A 25,422-nucleotide genomic window follows, 5' to 3' on the forward strand; every position below is an offset into this window, starting at 1 on the left:
ATTCACCGGAGGTCACCCGTGTCGCAGCCCCGTTTCGCCGTCCTCGGCGCCGGCAGCATCGGCTGCCATCTCGGCGGCCACCTCGTCGCCGCCGGGTACGAGGTGGTGTTCATCGGCCGGCCGTCCGGCATGCGGGTACTGCGGGAACGAGGGCTCACACTCACCGGCTCAACCCGTCCGCCCGTCCACCTCACGCCCGACCGGCTGACCCTCGCCACCGGGACCGAGGCCGCTGCCGACGCCGACTACGTACTGGTCACCGTGAAGACCGCGGGAACCGGTGCCGCCGCCAGGGACCTCGCCGCCCACCTCGCCCCCGGCGCCGTCGTGGTCAGCTTCCAGAACGGACTGCACAACCCCGCCACCCTGCGCCCCGCCCTGCCGGCACACACCGTGCTCGCCGGCATGGTGCCCTACAACGTGGTCCAGTCCGAACCCGGCACCGTCCACCAGGGCATGCCGGGCACGCTCATGACCGAGCCCGACGACATCCTTCACGCGGCCCTGCGCAGCGCGAACCTGGCGGTCGAGGCTCGCAGCGACATGACCGCCGTACAGCACGCCAAACTGCTGATGAACCTGAACAACGCGATCAACGCCCTGTCCGGGCTGCCGCTGCGCGACCAACTCGGCCAACGCGCCTACCGCCGCTGCCTGGCCCTGTGCCAGCGCGAAGCCCTCGCCGCCTACCGCGCCGTCGGAATCACCCCCGCCCGTCTCGGGCCGACCTCGCCGCGCCTGACCCCGTACATACTCGAACTGCCCGACGCCGCGTTCCGCCGGGTGGCCGCGGCTTCCCTCCGGATCGACGCCCACGCGCGCTCCTCGATGTGGGAGGACCTGCAGCGCGGCCGCCCGACAGAGATCGATTCACTGCAGGGCGAGATCGTCGCCGTCGCCCGCAGCCACGGACACAGGGCCGCCGCCAACGCCCGGCTCGCGGCCCTGGTGCACGAGGCGGAGACCACCCCGCGCACATGGACCGGAGCGGAGCTGTACGCCGAGCTTCGTGCCGCGACCTGAACCCCCGCTCCCCAGGGTGTTGTCTCCGGCTCAGACGAGTCGCCGGATGTCACCGCGCACCCGGTAGAAGCCGCCGGCCCCCGTATGGAGGGAGTCCACGACAATCGCCCCGGTGGGCGCCTGCGCGACGGTGGTCACCGCACCCACGGTCGTGGCCGGCGCGTAGGCCGGCATCGCGCGGCCGGCTTGACGTCCCGCGCCACCGGCACCGAGCCCTGCTGGGCCGCCGGAGCGCGGGCTTGCCGTCGCCGGGATCACGCCGGTCTGGGCGCGGTGTTCAACTGGTCCGCCAGGTCACTGAGTGTGGTCGGCACCGTGGGCTGTCCGGGCGGAACCGGTGCCGTGATCCGGCCACGGAGCGCCCCGGACGGGCGGCCGGCACGACAGGCGTCGCAACGCTCGTGCGGGTGGCGGTCTTCGGAGTGGCTCTGTCCGCGCCCCTGGATAGGGTCGAGACGTGGACCGCAGCAGCAGGCAGCCGGACGACGTACTCGTCGGGGAAGCGGGGGACGAGCCGTCGCCCCGGGCGGCCCGGGCCCTGTGGTGGGGGTCGGCCGGTCTGGTGCTCACCGTCCTCGGCACCTCGGTGGTGGTCGCCGGCGCGGAACACGCCGGCCGGCTGTCCGCGGCCGTGGCGCTGGTCCTCGTACAGGTCGGCGCCCTGAGGTGGGTGGTGCGGGCCCCGGTCGCCGTGCTGGCCGCGACCGCGGCGGCGGGGCTCGCGGTGTGGGCGCTGTTGCCGACGGTGACCTTGACCGGGGCCCTGCTCGCGGCGCAGGTCGCCTTGTGCGTGCTGTCGGCGGTCAGGCCGCGGCGGGTGTCGGTGTCGGTACTCGTGGCGATGTGCCTGGCGACGCCGCTGGCCTTCGGCGCGGGCGGTCCCGCGGGCCTGGCGGTCCTTCTGCTGACAGTGGTCCTGGCGTGGACCGCGGGACAGTGGCGCAGGGCGCAGCGGGCCCGGACGAGGTCGGAGTCGCGCCGGGCCGTGGTGGAGGAGCGGGCGCGGATCGCGCGCGAGGTGCACGACGTCGTGGCGCACACCCTGTCGGTGATGGTCGTCCAGGCGGGTGCCGCCGACGACGTGTTCACCCGGCAGCCCGAACGGGCTCGTGAGGCGTTGCGGGCCATCGAGTCCGGCGCCCGGTCGGCGCTCGGCGAACTGCGCCTGCTGCTCCGGGCGTTCGGGACCGAAGCGGCTGAGGAGGGGACGGGGGAGCCGCGGCAGCCGGGGCCCTCGCTGGCGCGTCTGGACGAACTGGCCGACAGCGTGCGGGCGACCGGGATGACCGTGCACGTGGACCGCGACGGCACCACCGAGGGGGTGCCGGCCACGGTGGACCTGGCGGCGTACCGGATCGTGCAGGAATCCCTGACCAACACCCTGCGCCACGCGGCGGGCGCCGACGAGGTGCGCGTGCGGGTGCGGGTGGAAAGGAAGTGTGTGGAGATCACCGTGGTCGACAACGGCCGTACGGCACAAGACCGTTCGGGCATGGCGGGATCGGGGCGCGGGCTCGTGGGGATGCGGGAGCGGGCGCGGCTCCTGGGCGGCAGTCTCCGTGCGGGCCCGCTGCCCGGCGGCGGGTTCGAGGTGGCGGCGCGGCTGCCGGTGGAGCGTGTGTGATGACGTTGCGTGTGGTCCTGGCCGACGACCAGGCCCTGGTCCGTACCGGATTCCGCATGATCATCGACGCTCGGGACGACCTGCAGGTGGTCGGTGAGGCGGCCGACGGCGGCGAAGCGGTGCGGCTGACCCGGGAACTGGCGCCCGACGTGGTGCTGATGGACGTACGCATGCCCGTCGTGGACGGCATCGAGGCGACCCGGCGGATCGTGGCGGACGGCAGCCGGGCCCGGGTGCTCGTGCTGACCACCTGGGACGTGGACGCGCACGTGGTCGCCGCGCTGCGGGCCGGAGCCAGCGGTTTCCTGCTGAAGGACATCCGTGCCCCCGACCTCGTCGACGCGATCCGTGTCACCGCGCGCGGTGACGCACTGCTGGCGCCCACCGTGCTGAGCCGCGTCCTCGACCGGTTCCTGCGCACCACGCCCGACCCGGCGCCCCCGCCCTCGCTGCGGGACCTCTCCGGCCGCGAGCTGGAGGTGCTCACCCTGATCGGGCAGGCCCTGTCGAACGCGGAGATCGCCGAGCGGCTGCGACTGTCGGAGGCCACCGTCAAGAACCACGTCACCGCGGTGCTGCGCAAACTGGGCCTGCGCGACCGCGTCCAGGCCGTCGTCGCCGCCTACGACCACGGCCTCGTACGACCGCGCCGCCCCTGACGGCACCGGCACCGGGCCCTCCTCCTCAGGGAGGAGACCGGGCCGCGGTCCTCCCGTGCTCCCAGCGGCGCTCCGTCCCCGTGGCCGATCCGCGGCCCGGATGACCGGTCCTAGCGTCGACATGTGACCGATGACCTGGCCTGCCTCATGTACCTGCTCGCCCACGACGACGCGGCCGACGGCCCGTACGACCGCTCCCGGACCGAACTCCTGGTCCGTGCCGCCGCCCTCGCCGACCTCGCACTGCGCGGCCGGCTGGGGGAGGACCGCGGCACGGTCACCGTGTCCGGCACGGAACCGACCGGCGACCCCGTCCTGGACGGAGTGCTGCGCGACGCCGTCGGCGGGCACGGCTGGAAACAGCTCGTGCGCCGGCATCGCAGGCGGACCCTGACGGAGGTCGAGGACAGGCTCGCCACGGCGGGACTCCTCACCCTGCGGGCGCCCCGCCTCCGCCTCGGCACCCGCCGGTCGACCGTGACGGACCACGCACGGTCCGCGGCACTCCGCGCCAGGGTGTCCGCGGCGCTGCACGGGCACGGCCCCGTGCGGGAGGTCCCCGCCGCCGACGCCGTGCTGCTGGCACTGGCCGCGGCGGGCCGGGTCCGCGCGGTCGTGTCACGACAGGACCAGAAGATTCACCGGGCCCGTATCGACGCCTGCACAGGGCGCCTCGGCGACCTCGCGCCCGGCCTGGAGCACGCCGTACGCGCGCTGCCGACGACCATGATCGCCGCGCAGGGCGGCATGGGCGGCAGCTGACCACAAGGGGGAGACGATGACCAAGCACCGCACCTCGATCGCCCTGGCCTGCGCCCTGACCGCCCTGCTCGCGACGGCACGGTCGCCGGCGCCACCCACCGGGCCCGCCGTCGCCACCACGGTGCACACCCGCGAAGGGCTGGTGCGGGGAGCCGCACACGACGGGTACCGCACCTTCGAGGGCATCCCCTACGCGGCACCGCCGGTCGGCCCGCTGCGCTGGGCGGCGCCGCGCCGCCCGGCCGCCTGGACCGGCGTACGGGACGCGACCCGGCCCGCGAGCGCCTGCCCGCAGCCGGCCGGCGAGGTGCCCGGCGGCAGCACCGACGAGGACTGCCTCCGTCTGAACGTCACGACACCCGACGGCGCGGCACCGGCGCGCCCCCGGCCGGTGGTCGTGTGGCTGCACGGCGGCGGTTTCACCACCGGCGCGGGCAGCTCGTACGACGCCCACCGCATGGCCACCCGGGGCGACGTCGTGGTCGTCACCGTCAACTACCGCCTGGGCGCGCTCGGTTTCCTCGCGCACGCGGGGCTGCCCGGCTCGGGTACCTTCGGTCTGGCCGACCAGCAGGCGGCGCTGCGCTGGGTCCGCACCGGCATCCGTGCCTTCGGCGGCGACCCGCACAACGTGACGCTGGCCGGCGAGTCGGCGGGCGGTTACAGCGTCTGTGCCCAACTCGCGTCGCCCGCGGCCGCCGGGCTCTTCGATCGCGCGATCATCGAGAGCGGCCCCTGCACCGGCGGCCCCGACCGTCCCTTCGCACCGTCCGCCGTCCCGCTGTCCACGGCACGTGGCGCGGGCGCGGACCTCGCGGCGAAGGTCGGCTGCGGCTCCTCGCGTGACGTCCTCGCCTGTCTGCGGCGCGTGCGCGTCTCCCGGTTGCTGGCCGCCCAGGGCACGGACCGACAGCCCGCCTACGGCACCCCGTTGCTGCCCGGTGATCCCGCGGCGGCGATCACCGGCGGCCGCTTCCACCATGTCCCCGTGCTCATCGGGAACAACCACGACGAGGGCAACGGCTGGGCCGCCGGCATCATCCAGGCCGGCAACCCCGTCACCCCCGCCACCTGGCCCGACGTCGTGGCCGCCTTCTTCCCCTCCCCGGGGCAGGCGAAGGCGATCGTCGACGAGTACCCCGTGCACGGCGCCGACGGCGGCCCGGTGTTCGGCGCGGTCATCGGCGACGCGAACTTCGCCTGCCCGACGGCGCGCACCGGCGGCCTCCTCGCGGCCCGGATGCCGGTCTGGCGTTACGAGTTCGCCGACGAGCACGCGCCACCCCTCACCCCGGGCACCCCGCCGTTCCCGCTCGGCGCACCGCACGCGAGTGAACTTCCCTACCTGTTCGACTTGGGCGGCCGCCCCCGCGAGCTGACCGCGGCCCAGCACCGGCTGGCCGACACGATGATCGACTACTGGGCCCGCTTCGCCCGCACCGCCGACCCGAACGGCCTGTCGTCGCCGCGGTGGTCCCGGCGGACGGTGCTGTCCCTGGCTCCGGACCGCATCGTCCCCACGCGCACGGCGCAGTCCCGCCACCACTGCGCGTTCTGGAACGCGCTCGAGTAGCCGGGGCGAAGGCCATCGCGCGGTCCGCCCGCCCGGACGGCCGGCCCACGGCACGGGGGTGTGGGCCGGCCCTCGTCGGTCAGTCGCGTGCCGGGGGAGTGTAGAAGTCGCCCACGGACGTCCAGACGCCGTTCTTGACCTCCACCTTCTGCACGCTGCGCGTACCCAGGTGGTTGTTCGCGCCGAAGCTCATGACCGGCGACACCCCCGGGTCCACCTTGGCCGCCTTCTGGTAGGCGGCGGTGAGGGACTGGGCCGTGACGGGCCCCTTGACGGTCTTCGCGATCTCGGCGAACACCTTGGCGTTGCTCCAGCCCCACAGGGCGAGGAATCCCGCGGTCTGGCCGGGCTCGTACTTGGCCATCGCGGTCCGGAACTCCTTCACCGCGGGGTCGTCGTCCGAGGGCGCCTTGACCAGCTGGACGGCCTTGAGACCCTCGGCGGCGTCCTTGGCCAGGGCGATCGTCGACTCGGCCGCCACCGGGGCGTAGGCGTACGTGGGCAGCGAAAGGCCCTGCAGCTTGGCCTCCTTGAGGAAGGCCGCCGCCTCGGGGGAGGTGAGGATCAGGATGACCGCCTGCGGCTTCGCCGACTTCACCTTGCTGATGACCGGTGTGTAGTCGGTGGTCTGGTACTTGACCGGCAGCCGCTCGACGTCGACCGAGGGGTCCAGCTTCTTCGCGACGGGCGCCACCTGCGCGGCCACGTTCACGAACGCGGCCGGGTCGCTGTGCACGACGAGGATCTTCTTCGCGCCGTCCTGCACCGCCCACGCGGCGACCGCCGCGGCCTGGTCCTCGTAGAGGGTCTGGGTGCCGAACAGACCGGCGCGCGGCGGCTTGTACCAGTTCTCGGCGCCGCCCACCTCGTTGAGGACCGGCACCTTGGACTGGGTGAGGACGAACGGGAAGGCGGCCTCCGCCTGGGAGGTGCCGTTCGCGTTGACGATGGCCACGACCTTGTCCTGGCCGACCAGTTCACGTGCGATCTGCACGGTCTGCTGCGGATCGGCCGCGTTGTCCTTGACGGTCCACTCGACCTTGCGGCCGTTGACGCCGCCCTGGGCGTTGAGCATCTTGAAGTACGCGTCGCCGCCCGCCTTCTCGGCCACGCCGTACGTGGCGGTGGGGCCCGTGAGGGGCAGCCACGCGCCGATGTGGATCTCGGAGGAGCTGCTGCCCGCCGACGCCGAGTCCTGACCGGCGCATGCGCTTGCGGTCAGTGCCAGCACGGCGAGAACGGCGGTCGCTCCCGCCGCACGGCGGGATCTGCTGATTGTCCGGAACACGGTCCACCTCGTTCACAACGATCACAACGGTTACTACGGGCGCAGGGGGCGCAAAGGGCGCGAGGGGTGCAAGGGGTGCAACGGGACGTCACTGCACCGGGGAGGTCCGGGCGGTGGCCGCCGCGGTCGTGGCGGGCCCAGGGCCGCCGCTGAAGTACGCCGATTCCGCCAGGGCGGCGAACTCCGCCTCGCCCGGCCGTCCTCGGGCGGCGACGACGCCCTCGTGCAGGACGGCCACCTCGTGGCAGACGGACATGGCCCGGCTGAGCGACTGCTCCAGCAGCACCACCGTCAGGCCGTCGTGAGTCAGCCCGACCAGCCGGTCGTAGACCTCGTCCACCAGGGCGGGGGCCAGTCCCAGGGCCGGTTCGTCGACGATCAGGACGTCCGGCCGGGCGATCAGCGCGCGGGCGATGGCGAGCATCTGCTGCTCGCCGCCGGACAACCCGGCGGCCGGGGCGGACATCCGGTCACGCAGCCGTGCCGGCAGCCACTGGACGGTATCCGCCAGCCGCTCGCGCAGCTCCGAGCCGGTGATGCCGGAGGCGTACGCCGCGACCTCCAGGTTCTCGCGCAGCGACAGTGTCCTGAACAGCCCGCGGCCCTCGGGAGCCAGGCTCGTGCGTACGGAGCCGCCCGACTCCCGTACGCCATCGGTAGGTCGGAGCGAGCCGTGCAGGATGCCGGCGAGGGTGCTCTTGCCCGCGCCGTTGGCCCCCGCGACACCGAGCACGCTTCCTTCGCGGACGTCGAGGTCGACGTCCCGGAGGGCGGCCACACCGCCGTACGAGTGACCTGTCCCGCGCAGCCGGATCAGGCTCCGTTCTCCCACGGAGTCCGGCAGTTGGGCCCGGTTGCCGACGGTGCCCAGGTAGGACGACCGCACCTTCGGATCCTGGAGCACGGTGTCCGGGGTGCCGTCGCCGATGGTGCGGCCGAAGTCGAAGGCGAGCACCCGGTGGGCGACGGAGAAGAGGTCGTCGAGGACGTGGTCGATGACGACCACGGCGGTGCCCTCGGCGTTGAGCCGCCTGATGTGCTGGGCCAGCAAGGCCCGTTCGCCGGTGTCGAGACCGCCGAAGGGCTCGTCCAGGATCAGCAGCCGAGGCCTCTCGGCCATCGCCCGCGCCAGGTCGAGACGCTTCTGCAGGCCGAAGGGCAGCTCCGTGGGGCGACGGTCCGCCACGTCCGCGAGGCCCACGGAGTGCAGCAGTTGGGCGACGGCGTCCCGGTCGCGGGCCGTGACCCGGCGGCGGGTGCACAACACGTTCTCGGCGACGGTGAGTTCGGAGAACACCTCCGCGTGCTGGAAGGTACGGCCGATCCCCAGCCGGCGGCGCGCGGTCGCCCTGGCCGTCAGCAGCGGCCGTCCCGCGAAGTCGGCCGTGCCGCTGACGCGTCCGTTGCCGGTCAGCCCGGACAGCACGTTCAACAGGGTTGTCTTTCCGGCCCCGTTGGGTCCGATGACGGCCAGGATCTCGTCCTGCCGCACGGACAGGGAGGCGTCCTCCAGGGCCTTGAGCCCGCCGTACGCGACGGACACGTGCTCCAGGTGGAGGAGGGCGGGGGCCTCGCCGCCCGTCCCCGACGAGCGACCGGCGGGCGGGGGTGGTGCGGAGGACTCGGCGGACGGCGCCGGCCCGGTCTCCGGCCGTCCGGCGGAAGGCCCGGGGGACGGCGGTCGCCCGGTGGCCGGCCGTCGCCGTACGCGCCGCAGGACGCCTCGCGCGGGCGCGGCGAGGGACGGTACGACTCCCGCGGGCAGGAAGAGGAGGATCGCGATGAGGACGACACCCTGCACCACCGGCTGGGGCATCCCCACGGTGGACGAGAGCGAGGGGCTCCAGGTCAGATAGATGCCGCCGGCCACCGCGCCGAGGACCGAGCCGACCCCGCCGAGCACGCACGCCGCGATCAGTGAGATGCCGAAGGCGAGTGAGAACGGGTCCGGGCTGACGAACCCGGTGATCAGGCCGAGCAGCACGCCCGCGAAGCTCGTGCACGCTCCGCTCACCGCGAACGACAGCGACGACTGGGCCTCCGGCGCGATACCGACCGTATGGGCGGCCATCGGATGCGACTTGGCCGCCACCAGGCGCATCCGCAGCGCCGAGGCGCGGGCGGGCACGGCCAGGGCGAGGACCACGGCCGCCGCGCCCACCGCGAGGTACTGGGCCTGGGTGCCACCGCCCGGAAACGTGCCGAGGCCCAGGGCGCTGCGCAACTGGAGCACCGGTACGCCCTGGTCGCCCCCGGTGACGCTGCTCCACCTGTTGACCAGTTCCAGGGTCACGGTGGTGAAGGCGAGGGTCAGCAGGGCGATGTAGAGCACCGAGAACCGGGCGCCCGCGTATCCGAGAAAGGCGCCCAGGGCGGCACCGACGGCGACCGCCCCCAGCACCACCGCCTCCAGGGCCCAGCCGTGCGCGCTGCCGTACGCCGCGAAGTAGGCGCCGATGGCGAAGAACGCGGGGTGGCCGACCGACCAGATGCCGGACCAGCCGGCGAGCAGGCCGACCGACAGGACGACGATCGTGTACACGGCCGCCAGCGCCACCGAGTACATCTGGTACGCCGGGATCGCACCGGCCGCCATGAACACCATGAGCACCGCACCGGCGGCCGGTCCCAGGGCGGCCCTCGCCAGGACCGAACGGTTGAAGACCATGGATGCGACCCCTCAGACGCGCTGGAAGGTGCGGGTGCCGAACAGGCCCTGGGGGCGGATCAGCAGCACCAGCACGGTGAACGAGAACACGAACGTGTCGCGGAAGCTGGCGGAGACGTAGTTCGCCGCCAGGTTGTCCAGGACACCGATGGCCAGCCCGCCGACGACGGCGCCGTACATGCTGGTCAGGCCGCCCAGGAAGATCCCGGCGAAGGCCCGGAACAGCGGTGCGGTGAGCGCCGTGGTGGCAAGGCCCGAGCGCGGCGCGTACAGGCACGCGGCCAGCGCGGCGAGGCCGAGGCCCAGGGCCCAGGAGATGCGGGCGAGTCGCTGGGCGCCGAGGCCGACGACCCGGGCCGTCTCGGCCGACTCGGCCACGGCACGCATGGCCGAGCCGAGTGTGGTGCGGGAGAACAGAAAGCCCACCAGAGCCATCGCCACCGCGGCGACCCCGATGGTCACCAGACTCTGCACCGGCAGCGCCGCGCCCGACCAGCGCACGGTGCCGTCCACCAGGTTGGGGAAGGCCCTGGGCTGCTCGCCCCAGACCGACCCGGCCAGGTTCTCGGCGATCAGTGAGACCCCCATGGTCACGACGAGCGCGGAGAACAGCTGTCCCTGGCCCAGTGGCCGGATCACGGTCTCGCGCACCAGCAGGCCCGCCGCGACCGTGACCGCGACGGCGGCGAGGAGACCGAGCACCGTCGCCACGCCGCGGTCGTGGAGCGAGACCGCCACGTACAGGCCCAGGGTCGCGAGCGACGCCATCGCGAAGTTCACGACGTCCGTGGCCCGGTAGATGATGACCAGCCCGAGGCCCATGAGGCCGTACACGGCTCCACTCGCCACACCGCTGACCAGGACAAGCAGGAACTGACTCACAGTCCCTCCCTCGGGGAAGAGTGCGTTTCACGCCACGTGTGCGGGACGTACCGGCACCGCGGCCGTCGCCAAATCAAAGTGAACTCACTTCAGTAAGCTAGGCACTGCGGTGCCGGGCGGGCAAGACTCGTGCACGGGATTTGTGCGGGCCGCCTGGGGGCGGTCTCAGTGGTCGTCGGCCGTGGGCTGCCCGGCGAGCGCGGTACGGGCCGCCGCCAGCCCGAAGACCAGGGCGGGGGCGAGGCCGCCCGCGTAGGCACGCCGGTACAGCCCGCCCGCGTCCGCGCCGGCCGCGAGCAGCCCGGGGACCGGCCGGCATCCGTCGGCGCCCGCGCTGCCGGGCCCGGACAGGACGCGGGCCGCCGGGTCGATCGGCAGGCCGCCGAAGGTGAACGTGACCGCGGGGGCGGCCTCGATGACGTAGAAGGGGGGTTCGTCCAGGGGACGGGAGTCCAGCAGGCGCCCGGGCACCGGGGACCCGCCCGATGCCGCGGCGGCGTTGAACTCCCTGACGCGGTCGCGGATCACGGCGCCGGGATAGCCCCACTCCTCGGGCATCGACGCGAAGTCCGCCAGATCCTCCGCCACCGCGCAGCGGGCCCCCGCGCGATGGCACAGCTGGAACTTGTCGACGCCCGGGATGCCCTGGACGTACGAGGCGCTGATCCACTCCCGGTGCACGCGCGCGTCGGCGACCAGCAGGCCGCGGGCCTGCGGCCGGTCGAGCAGGGCCATGGCGGTGAGATGGTCGCCGGCCGTCTCGTCGGCGAAGCGCTCACCCGTGGTGTCGAACAGCAGGGCGTGCTCGCTGTAGTAGAGCGCGAGGTCGACGAAGCGCGCGGGGTCGGCGAGGGAGACGCCCGCCGGCATCAGATGGCCGTAGAAACCGGCGTCCTTCGCGCCGAACCCTGCTCCCGCGGCCCGGCCGAGCGCGAGTCCGTCGCCGCGGCTGTGCGGGTTGGCCCGCAGCGCGACGTCCGCGGCCTGCGGGTGGAGGTGCTGGGCGCGCAGCTCGGGGTCGCCCTGGAAGCCGCCGGTCGCGAGCAGGGTCCAGGTGGCCTCGATACGGCGTGCCGAGCCGTCCGGCAGGAGGCACTCGGCCCCCGTCACCCGGCCGTTCTCCGTCAGGAGGGCGCGGGTCCAGGTGCCGGTCAGCACCTCCTGGCCCCGGTCCCGGACGAGTCGTTCGCAGGTGTCGAGGTAGTGGTTGGTGTCGACCTGGTGCCCGCGGCCGAAGCCGAGAACGGGCACCGGCGGCCTGCATTCCACGCCGAGCGACCGCACCCAGGCCACTCCGTCGGCGAATCCGTCGACCAGGGCCGCGGCCAGCTCCGGATCGCCGTCCGGATTGACCCGGCGCAACTCCTCGACCGTCGGGGCGGTCCAGACGAAGCCGGCGAAGCGGGCGGAACCGCCCACGCGTTCCGCCTTCTCCACCAGCACCACCGAGCCGCCCCCGGCCGCCACCCGGGCGGCGGCCGAAAGCCCCGCCATGCCGCCCCCGATCACCAGCAGATCCACCGTGTCCGCGCCCATGGGCAGTCCTCCGCCTCCGTGTCACCGAGTGGGACATGACGCTAATTGAACTCACTTCTGTAGTCGATAGGTCGGTGCCGGTGCGCTGCGGCGGTGCTGTTGCGGCCGGGGTCGGTGCCGCGGCCGGGAGCTCGGCCCGGGAGTCGGCCGTCGGCTCAGTCGGGAACGACGACGGCGCGCCCCCGGACCGCGCCCGCGCGCAGCCTTTCGAACGCTTCCGGGGCGCTGGACAGCGGGTACCGCTCGACCTCCACGTGCAGGGCGCCCTCGCGGGCCAGGGCGACCACCCGTTCGAGCTCGGGCACGGTTCCCCAGAAGGGCAGCGAGATCCGCGTTCCGGGAGGGAGTGCGCCGGGCTTGCGGACCGTCAGTTCACCGCCCCCGCTGCCGACGACGACCAGCTCCCCGCCGGCCCGCAGTACGGCGACGGCGAGTTCCAGGCTGGAGCGGCTGCCGACGAAGTCGAGCACGGCAGCCGCGCCGGTCCCGCTCGTCCGGTCCCGCAGGATCCGGGCGGTGTCGGGCCGCAACAGCGTCGCGAAGTGCGCGCCGCAGGCGTCGGCCAGGGCCAGCGCCTCCTCCCGTACGTCCACGGCCAGCACCTGTGCGGTCGTCGTGGCCCGCAGGATCTGGACCGCGAGGTGGCCCAGCCCGCCGACGCCGAGAACGACCACGCTCGCGCCGTCGGTGAGGGGGTGCCCTGCGGCGGTGACGGCGTGGTACGCGGTGAGCCCGGCGTCGGTCAGCGGCGCCGCCTGGACCGCGTCCAGCTCGCCCACCGGGACCAGTAGCCGCCCGGACGGCACGAGCACCGTGTCGGCCATCCCTCCGTCGCGGCCCAGACCCGCCCCGGTGCCGGCCAGCTCCCGGTCGAGCTCCGGTCGCCGGTCGCAGTAGTTCTCCGCGCCCGTGACGCAGTTCGCGCACCGCCCGCAGCCCCACGGCCCGTACACGACGACGCGCTCGCCGACGGCCGGACCCACGGCCCGCGGGCCCCGCTCCAGTACCCGGCCGGCGACCTCGTGACCGAGGGTGAACGGAATCCGGTAGGGGAGGCCGCCCGGAGTCGCGTCGACGACATGAAGGTCCGACCGGCACAGCCCGGCCGCCTCGACCCGCACCAGCACTTCCTCGCCCGCGGGCGTCGGCCGCGCCAGTTCGGTGAGGACGGGTGGCCCGCCCCAGTGCGTCAGCCGGACCGCTCTTGTTCTGCCTGTTGACATGGCCGAGACAGTAACAAAAATGAAGTCAGTTCAGTAGGGTCGAAGAGGGTGGAGGGAGAGGTGGCCGCCATGGGTGACGAACGCGGTGACGGGAGGGCGGGCCGTTTCGGCGGACGCGTCGCTCTGGTCACCGGTGCGGGTTCCGGTATCGGAGCGGCGGTCGCCCGGCGACTCGCGCACCAGGGCGCGGAGGTCTTCGTCGCCGACCTCGACGGCGCCGCCGTCGCGGCCGTGGCCGGAGCACTGCCCGGCGCCCACGCGCTGACCATGGACGTCGCGGACTCCGCACAGGTCGACCGGGCGTTCGCGGACGCGACCGCGGCGCACGGGGGCCTGGACGTGGTGGTGCACGCGGCCGGTGTGGACGACCCCGCCGTCAAGGAGTGGATCGCCGAGGCGCTGCTCGACGACCGGCCGCCCGAGGTGACCACGCGGCTGGGCGACGACGCGTGGCGGCGCGTGCTGAGGGTCAACCTCGACGGCACCTTCCACGTGCTGCGCGCCGCACTGCGCGTCATGGTGCCCCGCAGGTCCGGTGCGGTCGTCACCGTCGGTTCCTCCTCGGCCTTCGACACCTTGGCCGGCTATCCGCACTACGCGGCGTCGAAGGCCGGCGCGCACGCGCTGAGCCAGGCCGCCGCCAAGGAGGCGATCGCGTTCGGCGTCCGCGTCAACACGGTGGCGCCGGGGCCGACGGAGACGGGCATGGCGGCGCGCACGCCCGCGGCGCTTCGGCAAGGCTTCGCCGATCCACGGGTCCGGCCCTACGCCACGCCCGAGGAGATCGCCGATATCGCCCTGTTCCTGGCGAGTGAGGACGCGGCGAATCTCGTGGGCGCGGTCCTGCTGGCCAACGGCGGACGGTTCACGGTGTGAAGGAGGTTCGGATGGTCCGGCTCGATGCCGATCCCGCGCTGCTGCTGGAGACCGAGGAGCGGCGTCAACTACGCATGGTGCTACGGGATGTGCTCACCGATTCCTGCGGACCCGGGCAGGTGCGCGAACAGGCCGCGAGCCCGCGCGGATTCGACCGGGCGCTGTGGGACAGGCTCGCCGGCGAGATCGGCGTGCACGGCCTCGCCGTTCCCGAGGCGTACGGCGGCGCCGGCTACACCCACGCCGAACTCGCCGTCGCCCTGGAGGAGACGGGGCGCGTGCTGTGCCCCGCGCCGCTGCTGCCGACCGTCGTGCTGGCCGGGGAGGCCCTGCTGGCCGGCGGGGACCCGAGGGCCTGCGAACGCTGGCTGCCGGGCATCGCCTCGGGAGCCCGCACGGCCACCGTCGCAGGAATCCTGCACCCGGCTGACGTCACGGCCGAGCGCGGCCCCGACGGCTGGGTGCTGCGGGGCGAGGCGGACTTCGTGCCCGACGGCGAGGGCGCCGATCTGCTGCTGGTCGCCGCCCGCGCCCCGGACGGGGAGCGGCTGTTCGCCTGCGCACCCGACGCCGCGACCTGCCGTCGTACGGCGCGCCGCGTCCTCGACCCCACCCGGCGCCAGGCACAGGTCCGCTTCACGGGAGCCGCGGCCGATCCGGTCGGCGAGCCGGGGCAGGTTCCGGTGATCGCCGCCGTGGTGCTGGACGCCGGACGGGTGGCACTGGCCGCCGAGCATGTGGGAGGCAGCGCCCACGCGCTGGACGCGACCCTGGACTACGTGTCCCACCGAACTCAGTTCGGTCGGGCCGTCGGATCCTTCCAGGCGGTCAAGCACCGGCTGGCCGACCTCCTCGTCGCGGTCGAGGGTGCCCGCTCGGTGTCGTCGTACGCGAGTGCCTGCCTGGCCGCGCGGCGGCCGGACCTACCCGTGGCCGCGGCTGCCGCGGCGGTCGCCTGCACCCGTGCCTATCGCCTGGCCACCACCGAATACGTCCAGCTCCACGGCGGAATCGGCTTCACCTGGGAGCATCCGGCCCACCTCTACGTGCGCCGCGCCAGAGCCGACGAGGCACTGTTCGGCACGGGTGACGACCATGGCCTGCGCCTGGCCGGGCTGCTCGGCCTCGCCGGCCGGGGCGACTGACCACTCGTCGGCCGCCGATCTTCCGGACCATTGACAGGGGCATCTGCCGCCCCCAGAATCGAACCCAATTCAGTTCAGTTTGGAGGGGCTCATGGCAGTCGAAGACGAGATCCAGTTCGAGCGGGACGGGCAGGTGGCGCGGGTCTGGCTGAACCGCCCGCACAAGAAGAACTGCGTGACCGTGCCGATCCTCAACCGCCTCGACGAGATCATCACCGAGGTCGACGCGGACCCGGAACTGCGGGTGCTGGTGCTGCGCGGGCGCGGCAACACCTTCTGCTCCGGGTTCGACCTGGACAGCCTCAAGGCCGACTTCGTCGGCAGGTCCAACGCGATCGACGTCGCCGTACTGTCGGCCAAGGTCTGCGACCGGCTGTACTCGATGAAGACCCCGTCGATCGCCGTCCTCGAAGGGCATGTCACCGCCGGCGGCTTCGAGCTGATGATCTCCTGCGACTTCGCGATCGCCGCGGACGACGCCCTGATCGGCGACTTCCACATCCGCCGCGCCCTGTTCGGCGGAGCGGGGCCGATCTACCGGGTGCCCCGCATGATCGGCGTCCGCAAGACCAAGGAGCTCATGCTCACCGGCAAGCTGCTCACCGGGGTCGAGGCCGCGGAGTTCGGTCTCATCAATTCCTCGGCGCCCGCCGACAAACTCGACGCCACCGTCGATGAGTTCGCCGACCAGCTTGTCGACAAGAGCCCGTTCACCATGTGGATCACCAAGATGACCATCGACCGGAGTCTCGACGCGGACATCCAGTCCCTGATGGTCATGGAACACCTCGCCGTCGGCGTGATGCTCAACTCCGAGGACGCGGCGGAGGGCGTGGCGGCCTTCCTGGAGAAGCGGGAACCGCAGTGGAAGGGCCGCTGAGCGCCCCGGCGGGGACCGGGAGCCGGCTGCGCGGCTCCCGGTGCGCCGACTGCGCGGTGGCCGCCTACCCGGCCCGCCCCGGGTGCCCCCACTGCGGGGGCCCCGCCGAGCCGGTGGTGCTCTCCGCCACCGGCACGCTGTGGACCTGGACCGTGCAGCGGTACGCGCCCAAGTCGCCGCCGTACGTCCCGCCCGCCGCCGGGTTCACGCCGTTCACCGTCGGATACGTCGAACTCCCGGAGGGCGTGAGGGTGCTGGCCACCCTGGACATCCGGCCCGAGGACGCGGAGATCGGCATGCCGGTCACCGTCACCGCGGGGGACGGTGTGCCGAGGGCCACGGGAGCCGTCGTATGACCGCCGAGGACGTGCTCGTCTGCGGCGCCGGGATCACCTCCTTCGCCCGGACGGAGGCGAGCGGCCGGGAACTGGCCGTGCAGGCCGTACGTGCCGCTCTCCAGGACGCCGGACTTCCGTGGTCGCGGGTGCGGGCCGCGTACGGCGGCAGCGACGCCGCCGGCAACGCCGACACGCTGGTCTCCGAACTCGGCCTGACCGGCGTGCCGTTCACCAACGTCCGCAACGGCTGCGCCACCGGCGGCAGCGCGCTGGTGTCGGCGGTCAACGCGATCCGCTCGGGGGCGGCGGACGTCGCCCTCGCGGTCGGCTTCGACAAGCACCCGCGCGGCGCCTTCGACCCACGGCCCGCCGACTGGGGGCTGGACGAGGCCTACGGCCGCGACGGGCTGATGGTCACCACGCAGTTCTTCGCGATGAAGATCCAGCGGTACATGCACGACCACGGCATCAGCCCCCGCACCCTCGCACTGGTCGCCGAGAAGGCGTACGCGAACGGCGCGCTCAACCCGCTCGCCTGGCGGCGCAAGCCGCTCGACGCCGACGAGATCCTCGCGTCCGGCATGGTCAACGACCCGCTCACCCGGTACATGTTCTGCTCGCCCGGCCAGGGCGCGGTCGCGCTGGTCCTGTGCAGCCGCGCCGTGGCCCGTGAGCTCGGCGGTACCCCGGTCACGCTGCGGGCGGCCGTCGTACGGACCCGCCGGTTCGGCTCCTTCGAGGTGTTCAGCCCCTGGGCACCGCCCGGGACCCCGACCAGCGTGAGCGCGGACGCCGCGCAACACGCCTTCGAGGAGGCCGGGCTGGGCCCCGGGGACGTCGACGTGTGCCAGCTCCAGGACACCGAGAGCGGCGCCGAGGTGATGCACCTGGCCGAGTGCGGCTTCTGCGCACACGGCGAACAGGAGTCGCTCATCCCCTTCGGGGCGACCGGGATCGGCGGCTCGCTGCCCGTCAACACCGACGGCGGCTGCATCGCCAACGGAGAACCCATAGGAGCCTCCGGGCTGCGCCAAGTACACGAGGTCGTCCAGCAGTTGCGCGGCCGGGCGGGCGAGCGTCAGGTGCCCGGTGCTCCGATGGCCGGCTTCACCCACGTGTACGGGGCGCCGGGCGTCAGCGCCTGCACCGTGCTGACCCGCTGAGCGCATCGAGAAGAAGGGAGGTCGGAGGACCATGAGCGGCATTCCCGAGCCGGCGGAGTTCCGCGCCGAGGCCCGGAACTGGCTGGCCGGCGTGGCGAAAGAGCGCGTCGCACACCAGGACTGGGGGCACGGCGACGACTCGGTGGCGGTCTTCGAGAACCGGACCGAGGCGGAAGAGCGTGCCCACACCGACCTGATACGGCGGTGGGAGCGCACCCGGTACGACCAGGGCTGGGGTGCCCTCGACTGGCCGACGGAGTACGGAGGCCGCGAACTTCCCTCGTACTACGAACAGTTGTACCGAGCCGAGGAAGCGGCGTTCGACCTGCCGCGGCGCACCGAAATCTTCCCGGTCACCCGGCAACTCGTCGCGCCTGCCATCCGTATCTGGGGCACGGACGAACAGCAGCGGCGCTGGCTGCGCCCCATGCTCCGCACCGACGAACTCGCCTGCCAGCTCTTCTCGGAGACCGAGGCCGGTTCCGACCTGGCCGGCGTCCGTACCCGGGCCGTGCGGGAGGGCGACGGCTGGGTGGTGCGCGGACACAAGGTCTGGACGTCCGGCGCCCGGGTCGCCACCTGGGGCGTCGCCGTCTGCCGCACCGACCCCGACGCCCCCAAGCACGCGGGCATCACGGTCCTCCTGGTCAGGATGGACGCGCCGGGCGTGACCGTACGGCCGATCCGGCAGATGACCGGCGGCTCCAGCTTCAACGAGGTCTACCTGGACGACGTCTTCGTGCCCGACACCGACCGGCTCGGCCCGGTCGGCGAGGGCTGGCGGGTCACCCTCACCGTGCTCGCCGCCGAACGCCTCGACTCCGGCGGCCTCGGCCTGGACAACGCCGAGCGCGCCCTGGCCCTCGCCCGGCGGCTGTCCCGCCCGCTCACCGGCGGCGAACAGCTGCAGGCGGCCGACCTCTACGTCCGCACGCTCGTCCAGCGGCTCACCGGACTGCGGGTGACGGCCGCTCTGGCCGCCGGCAGGGAACCGGGCGCCGAGGCATCGGTAGGCAAGCTGCACGCCACCGCGACCATGCGCGCCACCACCGACCTCGTCCAGCAGCTCCTCGGACCACGGCTGGCCGCCGACACGGGGGAGTGGGGCACCTTCGCCTGGACCGAGCACCTGCTCGGCGCCCCCGGCTACCGCATCGCCGGCGGCAGCGACGAGATCCAGCGCAACATCCTGGCCGAGCGCGTGCTCCGGCTGCCCAAAGAGCCGAAGGGGACCAGCAGGTGAGTACGACGACCGAAGTTGCCGAACTCGGACGGCGGGTCCGCGCAGGGCTCTCCGCCCGGCACCCGCACGAGCCGCCGGGTCACCTGCAGACCCTGCCCGGAGGGCACTCGGGCCTCACCTACTCCGTCACGGCGGGAGAGGTGTCGTACGTCGTGAAGGCGGTGCCACCGGGACAGCGCGCCGTCGGCCGCAACGACGTACTGCGGCAGGCCCGGATCCTGCGCGCGCTCGCCGGGTCGCCGGTCCCCGTCCCGGCCGTCGTGGCCGTGGACGAGACCGAACCGGCCTGGTTCGCCATGGAGTTCGTGGACGGCGAGGCCGTCGAACCGGTCCTCGACGAGCACCGCCTGGATCCCGGACTGTGCCGGACCCGCATGCTCGCCCTGGCCGGCGTGCTCAGGGACCTGCACGGGACGCCGTGTCCCGAGGTTGCCGAACCCCTCGACGCGGCAGGAGAGTTGGAGCGGTGGAGCCGCACCATGCGAGCGGTTCCGGACGGACTCCGCCCCGGCTCCGAGGAAGTCCTGGGCGCACTGGCCGCGGGCATCCCCGACAGCACGGCCCCCACCCTCACCCACGGCGACTTCCGTCTCGGCAACGTCCTGTGCCGGGGCGAACGGCCGGCGGCCGTCGTCGACTGGGAGATCTGGGGGTACGGCGATCCGCGCATCGACCTCGCGTGGTTCCTGCTCTTCACCGACCACCGCAACTTCCCCCGCCTCGGCCGCGCGGTCCCCGGTCTGCCCACCGAGGAAGAACTGCTCACCGCCTACCTCGACGGCCGTCCCGAACCACCCGCCCTCGACTGGTTCCGGGCCCTGGCCCGCACCAAGATGGCGGCGATCATGGGGCACAACCTGCGCAGGCACCGCGAGGGCAAGCATCACGACCCGGACCAGGAGCGGCTGCCCCCGACCATCGCGGCGATGATCCGCACGGCCGCCGACCTGCTCGCCGGAACCACCCGGCGAACCCGACGGCCCTGAAGGAGCCACCCCATGGATTTCGGACTCTCGCCCAGGGCCGACGAACTCCGTTCCCGCATGGCCGCGTTCATGGCGGAGTACGTCCTGCCCGCCGAACCCGTCCACGACCGTCAGCTCGCCGAGACGGACGACCCGCACCGGCTCCCGCCGATCATGCGGGAGTTGCAGGAGAAGGCGCGCGCCGAGGGGCTGTGGAACCTCTTCCTCGCCCACGGCGACTGGGGTGCGGGCCTCACCAACCTCGAATACGCCCCGCTCGCCGAACTGGCCGGACGCTCCGTCATCGGACCCGAGGTGTTCAACTGCTCGGCCCCCGACACCGGCAACATGGAACTGCTCGCTCTGTACGGCACCCCCGAACAGCAGGAACGCTGGCTGCGACCGCTGCTGGCCGCCCGGATCCGTTCCTGCTTCGCCATGACCGAGCCCGAGGTGGCCAGCTCCGACGCACGCAACATCCGCACCCGGATCACCCGGGACGGCGACGAGTACGTCGTCAACGGCCACAAGTGGTACACCTCCGGGATCCTGGACCCGGACTGCCGGCTGATCGTCCTGATGGGGGTCACCGATCCGGACGCACCCACCTACCGGCAGCAGAGCATGCTGCTGATCCCGCGCGACACCCCGGGCATCACCGTCCTGCGCGATCTGCCCATGTTCGGCTACACCGACCGCTGCGGCCACGGAGACGTGCTCTTCGAGGACGTACGGGTGCCGGTGTCCGCGCTGCTCGGCGGCGAGGGCGAGGGATTCGCGCTGGCCCAGGGGCGGCTGGGGCCCGGCCGTATGCACTACGCCATGCGGGCGGTCGGATTCGCCGAACGCGCCCTGGAGCTGATGTGCCGCCGGACCCTGACCCGTACCGCCTTCGGCGGTCCGCTCGCCGAACAGGGTGTCGTACGTGAGTGGATCGCGCGCAGCCGGATCGAGATCGAGCAACTGCGCCTGCTGGTCCTGAAGTCGGCCTGGCTGATGGACACCTCGGGCAACGCGGCCGCCCGCACCGAGGTCGCCGCGATCAAGGTGGCCGCGCTGGAGGTGGCCCACCGGGTGGTCGACCGGGCGGTCCAGGCGCACGGGGCGGCCGGGGTCAGCGACGACACCGTGCTGGCCCGGTTGTACGCCATCACGCGGGCACTGCGGATCGCGGACGGCCCGGACGAGGTGCACCTGCGCACCGTCGCACGCCGCGAACTGGCCCGCTATCCCGAGGAGTCGGCATGAACCCACAGGCACTGAAGCCACAGGCACTCAACGCACAGGCACTCAACGCGCAGGCACTGGACGGACGGGTGGCCGTGATCACCGGCGGCTCCCGGGGGATCGGGCTCGGCATCGCGAAGGCGTACCGGGAGGCGGGCGCCCATGTGGTGATCGCCGCCCGCAAGCCGGACGGACTGGCGGCCGCCCGCGAGGAGTTGCTGCGGGTCAAGGGCGACGGCGAGGTGCACGAGGTCGTCGCCCACGCGGGCCGGCCGGAGGACGCCGAGCGGTGCGTCGAGGAGACCACGGGCCGGTTCGGCCGGCTCGACATCCTGGTCAACAACGCGGCCACCAACCCCTACATGGGCCCCCTCCTCGATCTCGACCCACCGCGCGCGCAGAAGACCGTGGAGGTCAACCAGTACGGCATGGTCGTCTGGACCCGGCACGCCTGGCAGGCCTGGATGCGCGAGCACGGGGGAGCCGTCGTCAACATCGCCTCCGTCGGCGGACTGGTCGTCGATCCGCACATCGGCTGGTACAACGCCACCAAGGCGGCGATGCTCCACCTGACCCGGCAGCTCGCCTACGAACTCGGGCCGTACGCCAGGGTCAACGCGATCGCGCCCGGCCTGATCAAGACCGAACTGGCGCGGGCCGTATGGGAGCCGAGGGAGCCGATCCTCACCGCGAAGCTGCCCCTGCGCAGGCTGGGAACGGTCGAGGACGTGGCGAACGCCGCGGTGTTCCTCGCGTCCGGGGCCTCGTCCTGGATGACCGGCCAGACGCTCGTCCTGGACGGCGGGGCGACCGCACTGCCGATCGGGGTGGAAGGGTGACCGGCGCGGGCGTGGACCTGTTCTCGCTGGAAGGCCGGACGGCCGTGGTCACCGGGGCCTCGTCGGGGCTGGGCGCGCGCTTCGCCACGGTGCTGGCCGCCGCCGGGGCCACGGTGTTCGCGGCGGCCAGGCGGCCGGACCGGCTGAAGGAACTGGCCGACGGCGACCCGCGCATCCACCCGGTCGTCTGCGACGTGGCGAGCGAGGCGGACCGCGTCAGGCTGGCGGAGACCGCCTTCGAGCACGGCGGCCGGCTCGACGTCCTGGTCAACAACGCGGGCGCACCCGGCGCCGTTCGCGCCGAGGACGAGAGCCCCGGCGATTTCGCGGACGTCCTGGCCGTCAACCTCGTGGCACCGTTCCACCTCGCCCGGCTGCTCGCCGAGGCACGGAGAGATCATGACCGTACGGGATCGGTCGTCAACGTCTCCTCCGTCCTCGGGCTGGTGGCCGGTGCCCCGCTCGGCGGGGCCGCCTACGCCGCCTCCAAGGCGGGGCTCCTCGGGCTGACGCGCGAACTGGCCGGGCAGTGGGGACAGGCGGGGGTGCGGGTGAACGCCCTCGCACCCGGATGGTTCCGCTCCGAGATGACCGACGGACTCTTCGCCGACGAACGCTCCCGGCGCTGGGTCGAGCGCGGCACGATGCTCGGGCGTGGCGGCGCAGCGGGCGAGCTGGACGGAGCGCTGCTGTACCTGGCCTCGGACGCGTCCTCGTACTGCACGGGCCAGGTGCTCACCGTGGACGGCGGGTGGACGGCGCGATGAGGGTCACCGTCGAGGTCGACGACGCCGGGGTGGCGCACGTCGAGATGCGCCGGGGTTCGGGCAACGCGATCGACCTCGCGATGGCCCGGGGACTGCTGGAGGCGGCACAGGAGTGCGAGGCGGCCCGGGTGCGGGCGGTGCTGCTCACCGGGCGGGGGTCCTCTTTCTGTGTGGGCGGCGACCTGAAGGAGTTCGCCGCCGTGTCCGGGGAGGGGCTGGCCGGGCACCTCACCGACGTCACCGGCGCACTGCACGGGGCGCTGCGGATCTTCGCCGGCCTCGACGCTCCGCTGGTGGCGGCCGTGCAGGGGGCGGTCGCCGGGGCCGGTCTCGGGCTGGCCATGGCCGCCGACCTCGGGTTCGCCGCCGCGGACGCCCACTTCACGGCGGCGTACACCGCGGTCGGGTTCTCGCCGGACGCCGGGGTGAGCTGGCTGCTGCCCCGGCTCGTCGGCCCCAAGCGGGCGCTGGACCTCCTGCTGACCAACCGGAGGGTGTCCGCCGCGGAGGCCCTGGAGATCGGGCTCGTGAGCAGGGTGGTCGCGCCGGAGCGGCTCCGGCAGGAAGCCGAGGGTGCCGCGAGGACACTGGCGCGCGGGGCCACCGAGGCCTACGGCGTGACCCGGCGGCTGGTCGCCGGCGCGTTCTCGGCCGGGCTGGACGAACAGCTCGACGCGGAGGCCCGGCGGCTGGCCGCGGCCGCCGTGTCCGGGGAGGGGCGGGAGGGCATGGCCGCGTTCCTCGGCCGGCGGCGGCCGGACTTCACGCGTGCGGCAGCGCGGTGACGGGCGGGGCCGCCCGCACCCTTGCGTCCCGTCGATTCGAAGCCAACCTGAACTTGGGTCTACTCTCGGACGACCGGACGGTGATCGGAACCGGCCGTGGAGCAGAGGGAGAGACGATGGCAAGGGCGCGGATCGTGGATCCGGAGGAGGGGCCCAGGTCGAAGCGGGCGGCCATCCTGGTGGCCGCCGTGGAGCGGTTCGGGGAGGACGGCTACGAGAGCACCAAGTGGTCCGAGGTCGCCGACCGGGTCGGCATCGGGCAGACGGCGCTCTACCACTACTTCGAGTCGAAGGCCCACTGCCTGCTCACCATCATGCGCCTGGAGCTCCAGCGCTCCCACGACCAGTTCGTCGAGGCCACGAAGGACGTGACGGAGCCGGTCGAGGAGGTGCGCGCGGCGGTGCGCTCCGCCTTCGCGGTCACCGAACAGGAGATCCGCCAGATGCGCATCCTGCAGGCGAACATGTCCCTGCTGGCCAACCCGCGCAAGTCCAAGCGGGAGGAGACCGAGCGGGTCGCGGCCCGCCAGCTCGTGCAGATGGTCGAGCGGGACTGGACCAACCTGCTGATGCGGGGCATGTCCAAGGGGGCCTTCCCGCTGCGTGACGCCCACACCCTCGGCCTGGCCGTGCTCGGCATGATCGTCAGCGTCTGGCGCTGGTACCGCCCGACCGGGGCGATCCCGCTCTCCGAGATCAGCGAGCTGATCGAGGGATGCGTGGTGCGCATGGTCGCGGAATAACCTCCGGGTCCGTCCCGCCTCTTGCCGGGGCGGCCGTCCTGGGATCAAACTGAACTGAACTCAAGTTGCTGCAGGATTTCGGTAGCGAGATGTCCGTAGGGAGAGCGATCGGCAATGGTGCTTCGCGAATACATGGCCCGAATGGACGGCCAGGATCCGGAGAAGGCCCTGGAGCTGGTGGAGCCCGGATTCCGCTTCCTCATCGCCCTGCCCGGAGGTGAGCGCAGCGGAACCTCGCGCGAGGAGTTCGCCGTGTACATAGCCGGGCGCCGGGCCGTGGAACGTACCCATGAGATCAAGAGGTACTCGGTGGACGGCGACGTCGAGACCGCGTACGGCTTCGTCGTCGAGAAGGGCGTGACCACGGGGGCGTTCCTCTCCGCCGCGCAGGTCTCGCCCGCCGGGCTGATGGCGCGCTACCAGTCCTTCTTCACCACCGAGTTCGACCTGGTGGACCGGCCGTGACCGCCCCGGCCGCGCAGTCCGCCGCAGCGTTTCTGACCCGTTGGTTCGCCATCCTCGACAGTGCGGACGCGGACCGCATCCTGGATCTGATCAGCGACGACTTCTCGTTCTCCATCCTCTTCTCGACCGGTGACGGCGGCGCGACCGACTTCCACGGCGGCCGGGCCGAGCTGACCGGCTACCTCGCCCAGCGCGAGGTGGGCGTCCGCACCCATCACCTGCTCACGGCGGGCACCGTCGGCCGGGACGAGCTGTTCCTCGGCGAGGTGCGGCGCTCCGGAGTGCCGGAGGCGACCTTCGTGGCCGGCGCGCGGCTGGACGAGACCGGCCGGCTGCGGCGGCTGATGATCGGGCGCTCGCCCGAGGTGCTGTTCACCTGAGAAGCCCGAGGAGGCGCGATGTACAACCTGGTCCTGCTGGCCGCCCGGCCGCCCGAGTGGACGCACGAGCGGTTCATCGCCTGGTGGCGCGGCGAACACGCCGAACTCGCCCTTACCCTGCCGGGTCTGCGGTCCTGGCGGCACACCGACATCGACACGGCCCTCGAACCGCGCTCCGAGGGCTGGGACGGGGTATCCGTCCTGGGCTTCGACACCGCCGAGGACGCGCGCAAGGCACTGGACAGCCCCCAGTGGGCGACCGCGGTCGCCCAGGTCGGGGACATGCGGGGCCGGAGGATCGCCGTCATGGGCGGCGAAATGGAGAGGTACCCGGGCTGAGCACGCCCGTCGGAGCCGGACAGCCACCA

Annotated in this window: 25 protein-coding genes and 1 pseudogene; 20 read left to right on the top strand and 6 right to left on the bottom strand. The window is 73.1% G+C overall.

Annotation, left to right across the window (positions count from 1 at the left end; genetic code table 11):
• Positions 1–18 precede the first annotated feature (18 nt).
• Positions 19–1,023 (top strand): 2-dehydropantoate 2-reductase, encoded by a 1,005-nt coding sequence (locus ACZ4UV_RS31025; protein WP_451023025.1) that lies wholly within the window; start codon positions 19–21, stop codon positions 1,021–1,023.
• Between the two features lie 30 nt (positions 1,024–1,053).
• On the opposite strand, the pseudogene ACZ4UV_RS31030 reads toward ACZ4UV_RS31025, so the two are convergent.
• Positions 1,054–1,265 (bottom strand): annotated as a pseudogene (locus tag ACZ4UV_RS31030) (WGR domain-containing protein); the annotation flags it as partial.
• A 215-nt stretch (positions 1,266–1,480) separates the two neighbouring features.
• Between ACZ4UV_RS31030 and ACZ4UV_RS31035 the strand changes: the two are divergent.
• The 4 genes from ACZ4UV_RS31035 to ACZ4UV_RS31050 all read left to right on the top strand — a co-directional run bounded on the left by ACZ4UV_RS31035 (position 1,481) and on the right by ACZ4UV_RS31050 (position 5,641).
• Positions 1,481–2,647, top strand: coding sequence for a sensor histidine kinase (locus ACZ4UV_RS31035; RefSeq protein ID WP_467842310.1), 1,167 nt, complete (start codon positions 1,481–1,483; stop codon positions 2,645–2,647).
• Complete coding sequence (locus tag ACZ4UV_RS31040; RefSeq protein WP_451023023.1) at positions 2,647–3,306, top strand: response regulator; 660 nt, start codon at positions 2,647–2,649, stop codon at positions 3,304–3,306. Before ACZ4UV_RS31035 ends, ACZ4UV_RS31040 begins: the two co-directional genes overlap by 1 nt.
• A gap of 123 nt (positions 3,307–3,429) precedes the next feature.
• A complete protein-coding gene (locus ACZ4UV_RS31045; RefSeq protein ID WP_451017258.1) occupies positions 3,430–4,068 on the top strand; it encodes a GPP34 family phosphoprotein in 639 nt (212 codons plus the stop codon).
• A 16-nt stretch (positions 4,069–4,084) separates the two neighbouring features.
• A complete protein-coding gene (locus tag ACZ4UV_RS31050; RefSeq protein ID WP_467842314.1) occupies positions 4,085–5,641 on the top strand; it encodes a carboxylesterase/lipase family protein in 1,557 nt (518 codons plus the stop codon).
• Between the two features lie 79 nt (positions 5,642–5,720).
• Here ACZ4UV_RS31050 and ACZ4UV_RS31055 read toward each other — a convergent pair whose 3' ends face one another.
• From ACZ4UV_RS31055 to ACZ4UV_RS31075, 5 genes are all read right to left on the bottom strand, one after another.
• Positions 5,721–6,929, bottom strand: a complete 1,209-nt coding sequence (locus tag ACZ4UV_RS31055) for an ABC transporter substrate-binding protein (RefSeq protein WP_467842317.1) — start codon at positions 6,927–6,929, stop codon at positions 5,721–5,723.
• Between the two features lie 88 nt (positions 6,930–7,017).
• Positions 7,018–9,597, bottom strand: coding sequence for an ATP-binding cassette domain-containing protein (locus ACZ4UV_RS31060; protein WP_467842320.1), 2,580 nt, complete (start codon positions 9,595–9,597; stop codon positions 7,018–7,020).
• A 12-nt stretch (positions 9,598–9,609) separates the two neighbouring features.
• Positions 9,610–10,479, bottom strand: a complete 870-nt coding sequence (locus ACZ4UV_RS31065) for a branched-chain amino acid ABC transporter permease (protein ID WP_351502770.1) — start codon at positions 10,477–10,479, stop codon at positions 9,610–9,612.
• A 165-nt stretch (positions 10,480–10,644) separates the two neighbouring features.
• Complete coding sequence (locus ACZ4UV_RS31070; RefSeq protein ID WP_451017262.1) at positions 10,645–12,015, bottom strand: FAD-dependent oxidoreductase; 1,371 nt, start codon at positions 12,013–12,015, stop codon at positions 10,645–10,647.
• Positions 12,016–12,170: 155 nt separating this feature from the next.
• The gene (locus tag ACZ4UV_RS31075; RefSeq protein WP_451017263.1) at positions 12,171–13,238 is read right to left on the bottom strand and encodes an NAD(P)-dependent alcohol dehydrogenase; all 1,068 of its coding nucleotides are present in this window, start codon (positions 13,236–13,238) and stop codon (positions 12,171–12,173) included.
• Positions 13,239–13,307: 69 nt separating this feature from the next.
• On the opposite strand from ACZ4UV_RS31075, the gene ACZ4UV_RS31080 reads away from it, so the two are divergent.
• The 15 genes from ACZ4UV_RS31080 (at position 13,308) to ACZ4UV_RS31150 (ending at position 25,393) form a co-directional block, all read left to right on the top strand.
• Entirely contained in the window at positions 13,308–14,114 is an 807-nt protein-coding gene (locus ACZ4UV_RS31080) for an SDR family NAD(P)-dependent oxidoreductase (protein WP_451017264.1), read from the top strand.
• Positions 14,115–14,125: 11 nt separating this feature from the next.
• Entirely contained in the window at positions 14,126–15,259 is a 1,134-nt protein-coding gene (locus tag ACZ4UV_RS31085) for an acyl-CoA dehydrogenase family protein (RefSeq protein WP_451017265.1), read from the top strand.
• A gap of 91 nt (positions 15,260–15,350) precedes the next feature.
• The gene (locus ACZ4UV_RS31090) at positions 15,351–16,139 is read left to right on the top strand and encodes an enoyl-CoA hydratase/isomerase family protein (RefSeq protein ID WP_451017266.1); all 789 of its coding nucleotides are present in this window, start codon (positions 15,351–15,353) and stop codon (positions 16,137–16,139) included.
• Entirely contained in the window at positions 16,124–16,495 is a 372-nt protein-coding gene (locus ACZ4UV_RS31095) for a Zn-ribbon domain-containing OB-fold protein (RefSeq protein WP_451017267.1), read from the top strand. Before ACZ4UV_RS31090 ends, ACZ4UV_RS31095 begins: the two co-directional genes overlap by 16 nt.
• Positions 16,492–17,640 (top strand): thiolase family protein, encoded by a 1,149-nt coding sequence (locus tag ACZ4UV_RS31100; RefSeq protein ID WP_451017268.1) that lies wholly within the window; start codon positions 16,492–16,494, stop codon positions 17,638–17,640. The genes ACZ4UV_RS31095 and ACZ4UV_RS31100 overlap by 4 nt, the downstream gene beginning before the upstream one ends.
• A gap of 31 nt (positions 17,641–17,671) precedes the next feature.
• The gene (locus ACZ4UV_RS31105) at positions 17,672–18,883 is read left to right on the top strand and encodes an acyl-CoA dehydrogenase family protein (RefSeq protein WP_451017269.1); all 1,212 of its coding nucleotides are present in this window, start codon (positions 17,672–17,674) and stop codon (positions 18,881–18,883) included.
• Entirely contained in the window at positions 18,880–19,869 is a 990-nt protein-coding gene (locus tag ACZ4UV_RS31110; protein ID WP_451017270.1) for a phosphotransferase family protein, read from the top strand. The genes ACZ4UV_RS31105 and ACZ4UV_RS31110 overlap by 4 nt, the downstream gene beginning before the upstream one ends.
• A gap of 12 nt (positions 19,870–19,881) precedes the next feature.
• Positions 19,882–21,096, top strand: a complete 1,215-nt coding sequence (locus tag ACZ4UV_RS31115; protein ID WP_451017271.1) for an acyl-CoA dehydrogenase family protein — start codon at positions 19,882–19,884, stop codon at positions 21,094–21,096.
• On the top strand, positions 21,093–21,914 hold the full coding sequence (locus tag ACZ4UV_RS31120; RefSeq protein WP_451017272.1) for an SDR family oxidoreductase: 822 nt from the start codon (positions 21,093–21,095) through the stop codon (positions 21,912–21,914). Before ACZ4UV_RS31115 ends, ACZ4UV_RS31120 begins: the two co-directional genes overlap by 4 nt.
• On the top strand, positions 21,911–22,681 hold the full coding sequence (locus ACZ4UV_RS31125; RefSeq protein WP_451017273.1) for an SDR family NAD(P)-dependent oxidoreductase: 771 nt from the start codon (positions 21,911–21,913) through the stop codon (positions 22,679–22,681). Before ACZ4UV_RS31120 ends, ACZ4UV_RS31125 begins: the two co-directional genes overlap by 4 nt.
• On the top strand, positions 22,678–23,466 hold the full coding sequence (locus ACZ4UV_RS31130; protein ID WP_467842335.1) for an enoyl-CoA hydratase/isomerase family protein: 789 nt from the start codon (positions 22,678–22,680) through the stop codon (positions 23,464–23,466). Before ACZ4UV_RS31125 ends, ACZ4UV_RS31130 begins: the two co-directional genes overlap by 4 nt.
• A gap of 116 nt (positions 23,467–23,582) precedes the next feature.
• Entirely contained in the window at positions 23,583–24,209 is a 627-nt protein-coding gene (locus ACZ4UV_RS31135; RefSeq protein WP_351492711.1) for a TetR/AcrR family transcriptional regulator, read from the top strand.
• 114 nt (positions 24,210–24,323) lie between these two features.
• Positions 24,324–24,674 (top strand): nuclear transport factor 2 family protein, encoded by a 351-nt coding sequence (locus ACZ4UV_RS31140; RefSeq protein ID WP_451017275.1) that lies wholly within the window; start codon positions 24,324–24,326, stop codon positions 24,672–24,674.
• The gene (locus ACZ4UV_RS31145) at positions 24,671–25,054 is read left to right on the top strand and encodes a hypothetical protein (RefSeq protein WP_451017276.1); all 384 of its coding nucleotides are present in this window, start codon (positions 24,671–24,673) and stop codon (positions 25,052–25,054) included. Before ACZ4UV_RS31140 ends, ACZ4UV_RS31145 begins: the two co-directional genes overlap by 4 nt.
• 18 nt (positions 25,055–25,072) lie before the next feature.
• Positions 25,073–25,393, top strand: a complete 321-nt coding sequence (locus ACZ4UV_RS31150; RefSeq protein WP_467842340.1) for an EthD family reductase — start codon at positions 25,073–25,075, stop codon at positions 25,391–25,393.
• Positions 25,394–25,422: the final 29 nt, after the last annotated feature.

Source organism: Streptomyces sp. NPDC028289 (assembly GCF_055565975.1).

Bases quoted from the DNA above. Each gene is read 5' to 3' on its own strand.
- ACZ4UV_RS31080 (WP_451017264.1), top strand. From the start codon at position 13,308: ATGGGTGACGAACGCGGTGACGGGAGGGCGGGCCGTTTCGGCGGACGC.
- ACZ4UV_RS31060 (WP_467842320.1), bottom strand. From the start codon at position 9,597: ATGGTCTTCAACCGTTCGGTCCTGGCGAGGGCCGCCCTGGGACCGGCC.
- ACZ4UV_RS31120 (WP_451017272.1), top strand. From the start codon at position 21,093: ATGAACCCACAGGCACTGAAGCCACAGGCACTCAACGCACAGGCACTC.
- ACZ4UV_RS31130 (WP_467842335.1), top strand. From the start codon at position 22,678: ATGAGGGTCACCGTCGAGGTCGACGACGCCGGGGTGGCGCACGTCGAG.
- ACZ4UV_RS31085 (WP_451017265.1), top strand. From the start codon at position 14,126: ATGGTCCGGCTCGATGCCGATCCCGCGCTGCTGCTGGAGACCGAGGAG.
- ACZ4UV_RS31090 (WP_451017266.1), top strand. From the start codon at position 15,351: ATGGCAGTCGAAGACGAGATCCAGTTCGAGCGGGACGGGCAGGTGGCG.
- ACZ4UV_RS31075 (WP_451017263.1), bottom strand. From the start codon at position 13,238: ATGTCAACAGGCAGAACAAGAGCGGTCCGGCTGACGCACTGGGGCGGG.
- ACZ4UV_RS31150 (WP_467842340.1), top strand. From the start codon at position 25,073: ATGTACAACCTGGTCCTGCTGGCCGCCCGGCCGCCCGAGTGGACGCAC.
- ACZ4UV_RS31105 (WP_451017269.1), top strand. From the start codon at position 17,672: ATGAGCGGCATTCCCGAGCCGGCGGAGTTCCGCGCCGAGGCCCGGAAC.
- ACZ4UV_RS31040 (WP_451023023.1), top strand. From the start codon at position 2,647: ATGACGTTGCGTGTGGTCCTGGCCGACGACCAGGCCCTGGTCCGTACC.
- ACZ4UV_RS31100 (WP_451017268.1), top strand. From the start codon at position 16,492: ATGACCGCCGAGGACGTGCTCGTCTGCGGCGCCGGGATCACCTCCTTC.
- ACZ4UV_RS31050 (WP_467842314.1), top strand. From the start codon at position 4,085: ATGACCAAGCACCGCACCTCGATCGCCCTGGCCTGCGCCCTGACCGCC.
- ACZ4UV_RS31070 (WP_451017262.1), bottom strand. From the start codon at position 12,015: ATGGGCGCGGACACGGTGGATCTGCTGGTGATCGGGGGCGGCATGGCG.
- ACZ4UV_RS31140 (WP_451017275.1), top strand. From the start codon at position 24,324: ATGGTGCTTCGCGAATACATGGCCCGAATGGACGGCCAGGATCCGGAG.
- ACZ4UV_RS31115 (WP_451017271.1), top strand. From the start codon at position 19,882: ATGGATTTCGGACTCTCGCCCAGGGCCGACGAACTCCGTTCCCGCATG.
- ACZ4UV_RS31135 (WP_351492711.1), top strand. From the start codon at position 23,583: ATGGCAAGGGCGCGGATCGTGGATCCGGAGGAGGGGCCCAGGTCGAAG.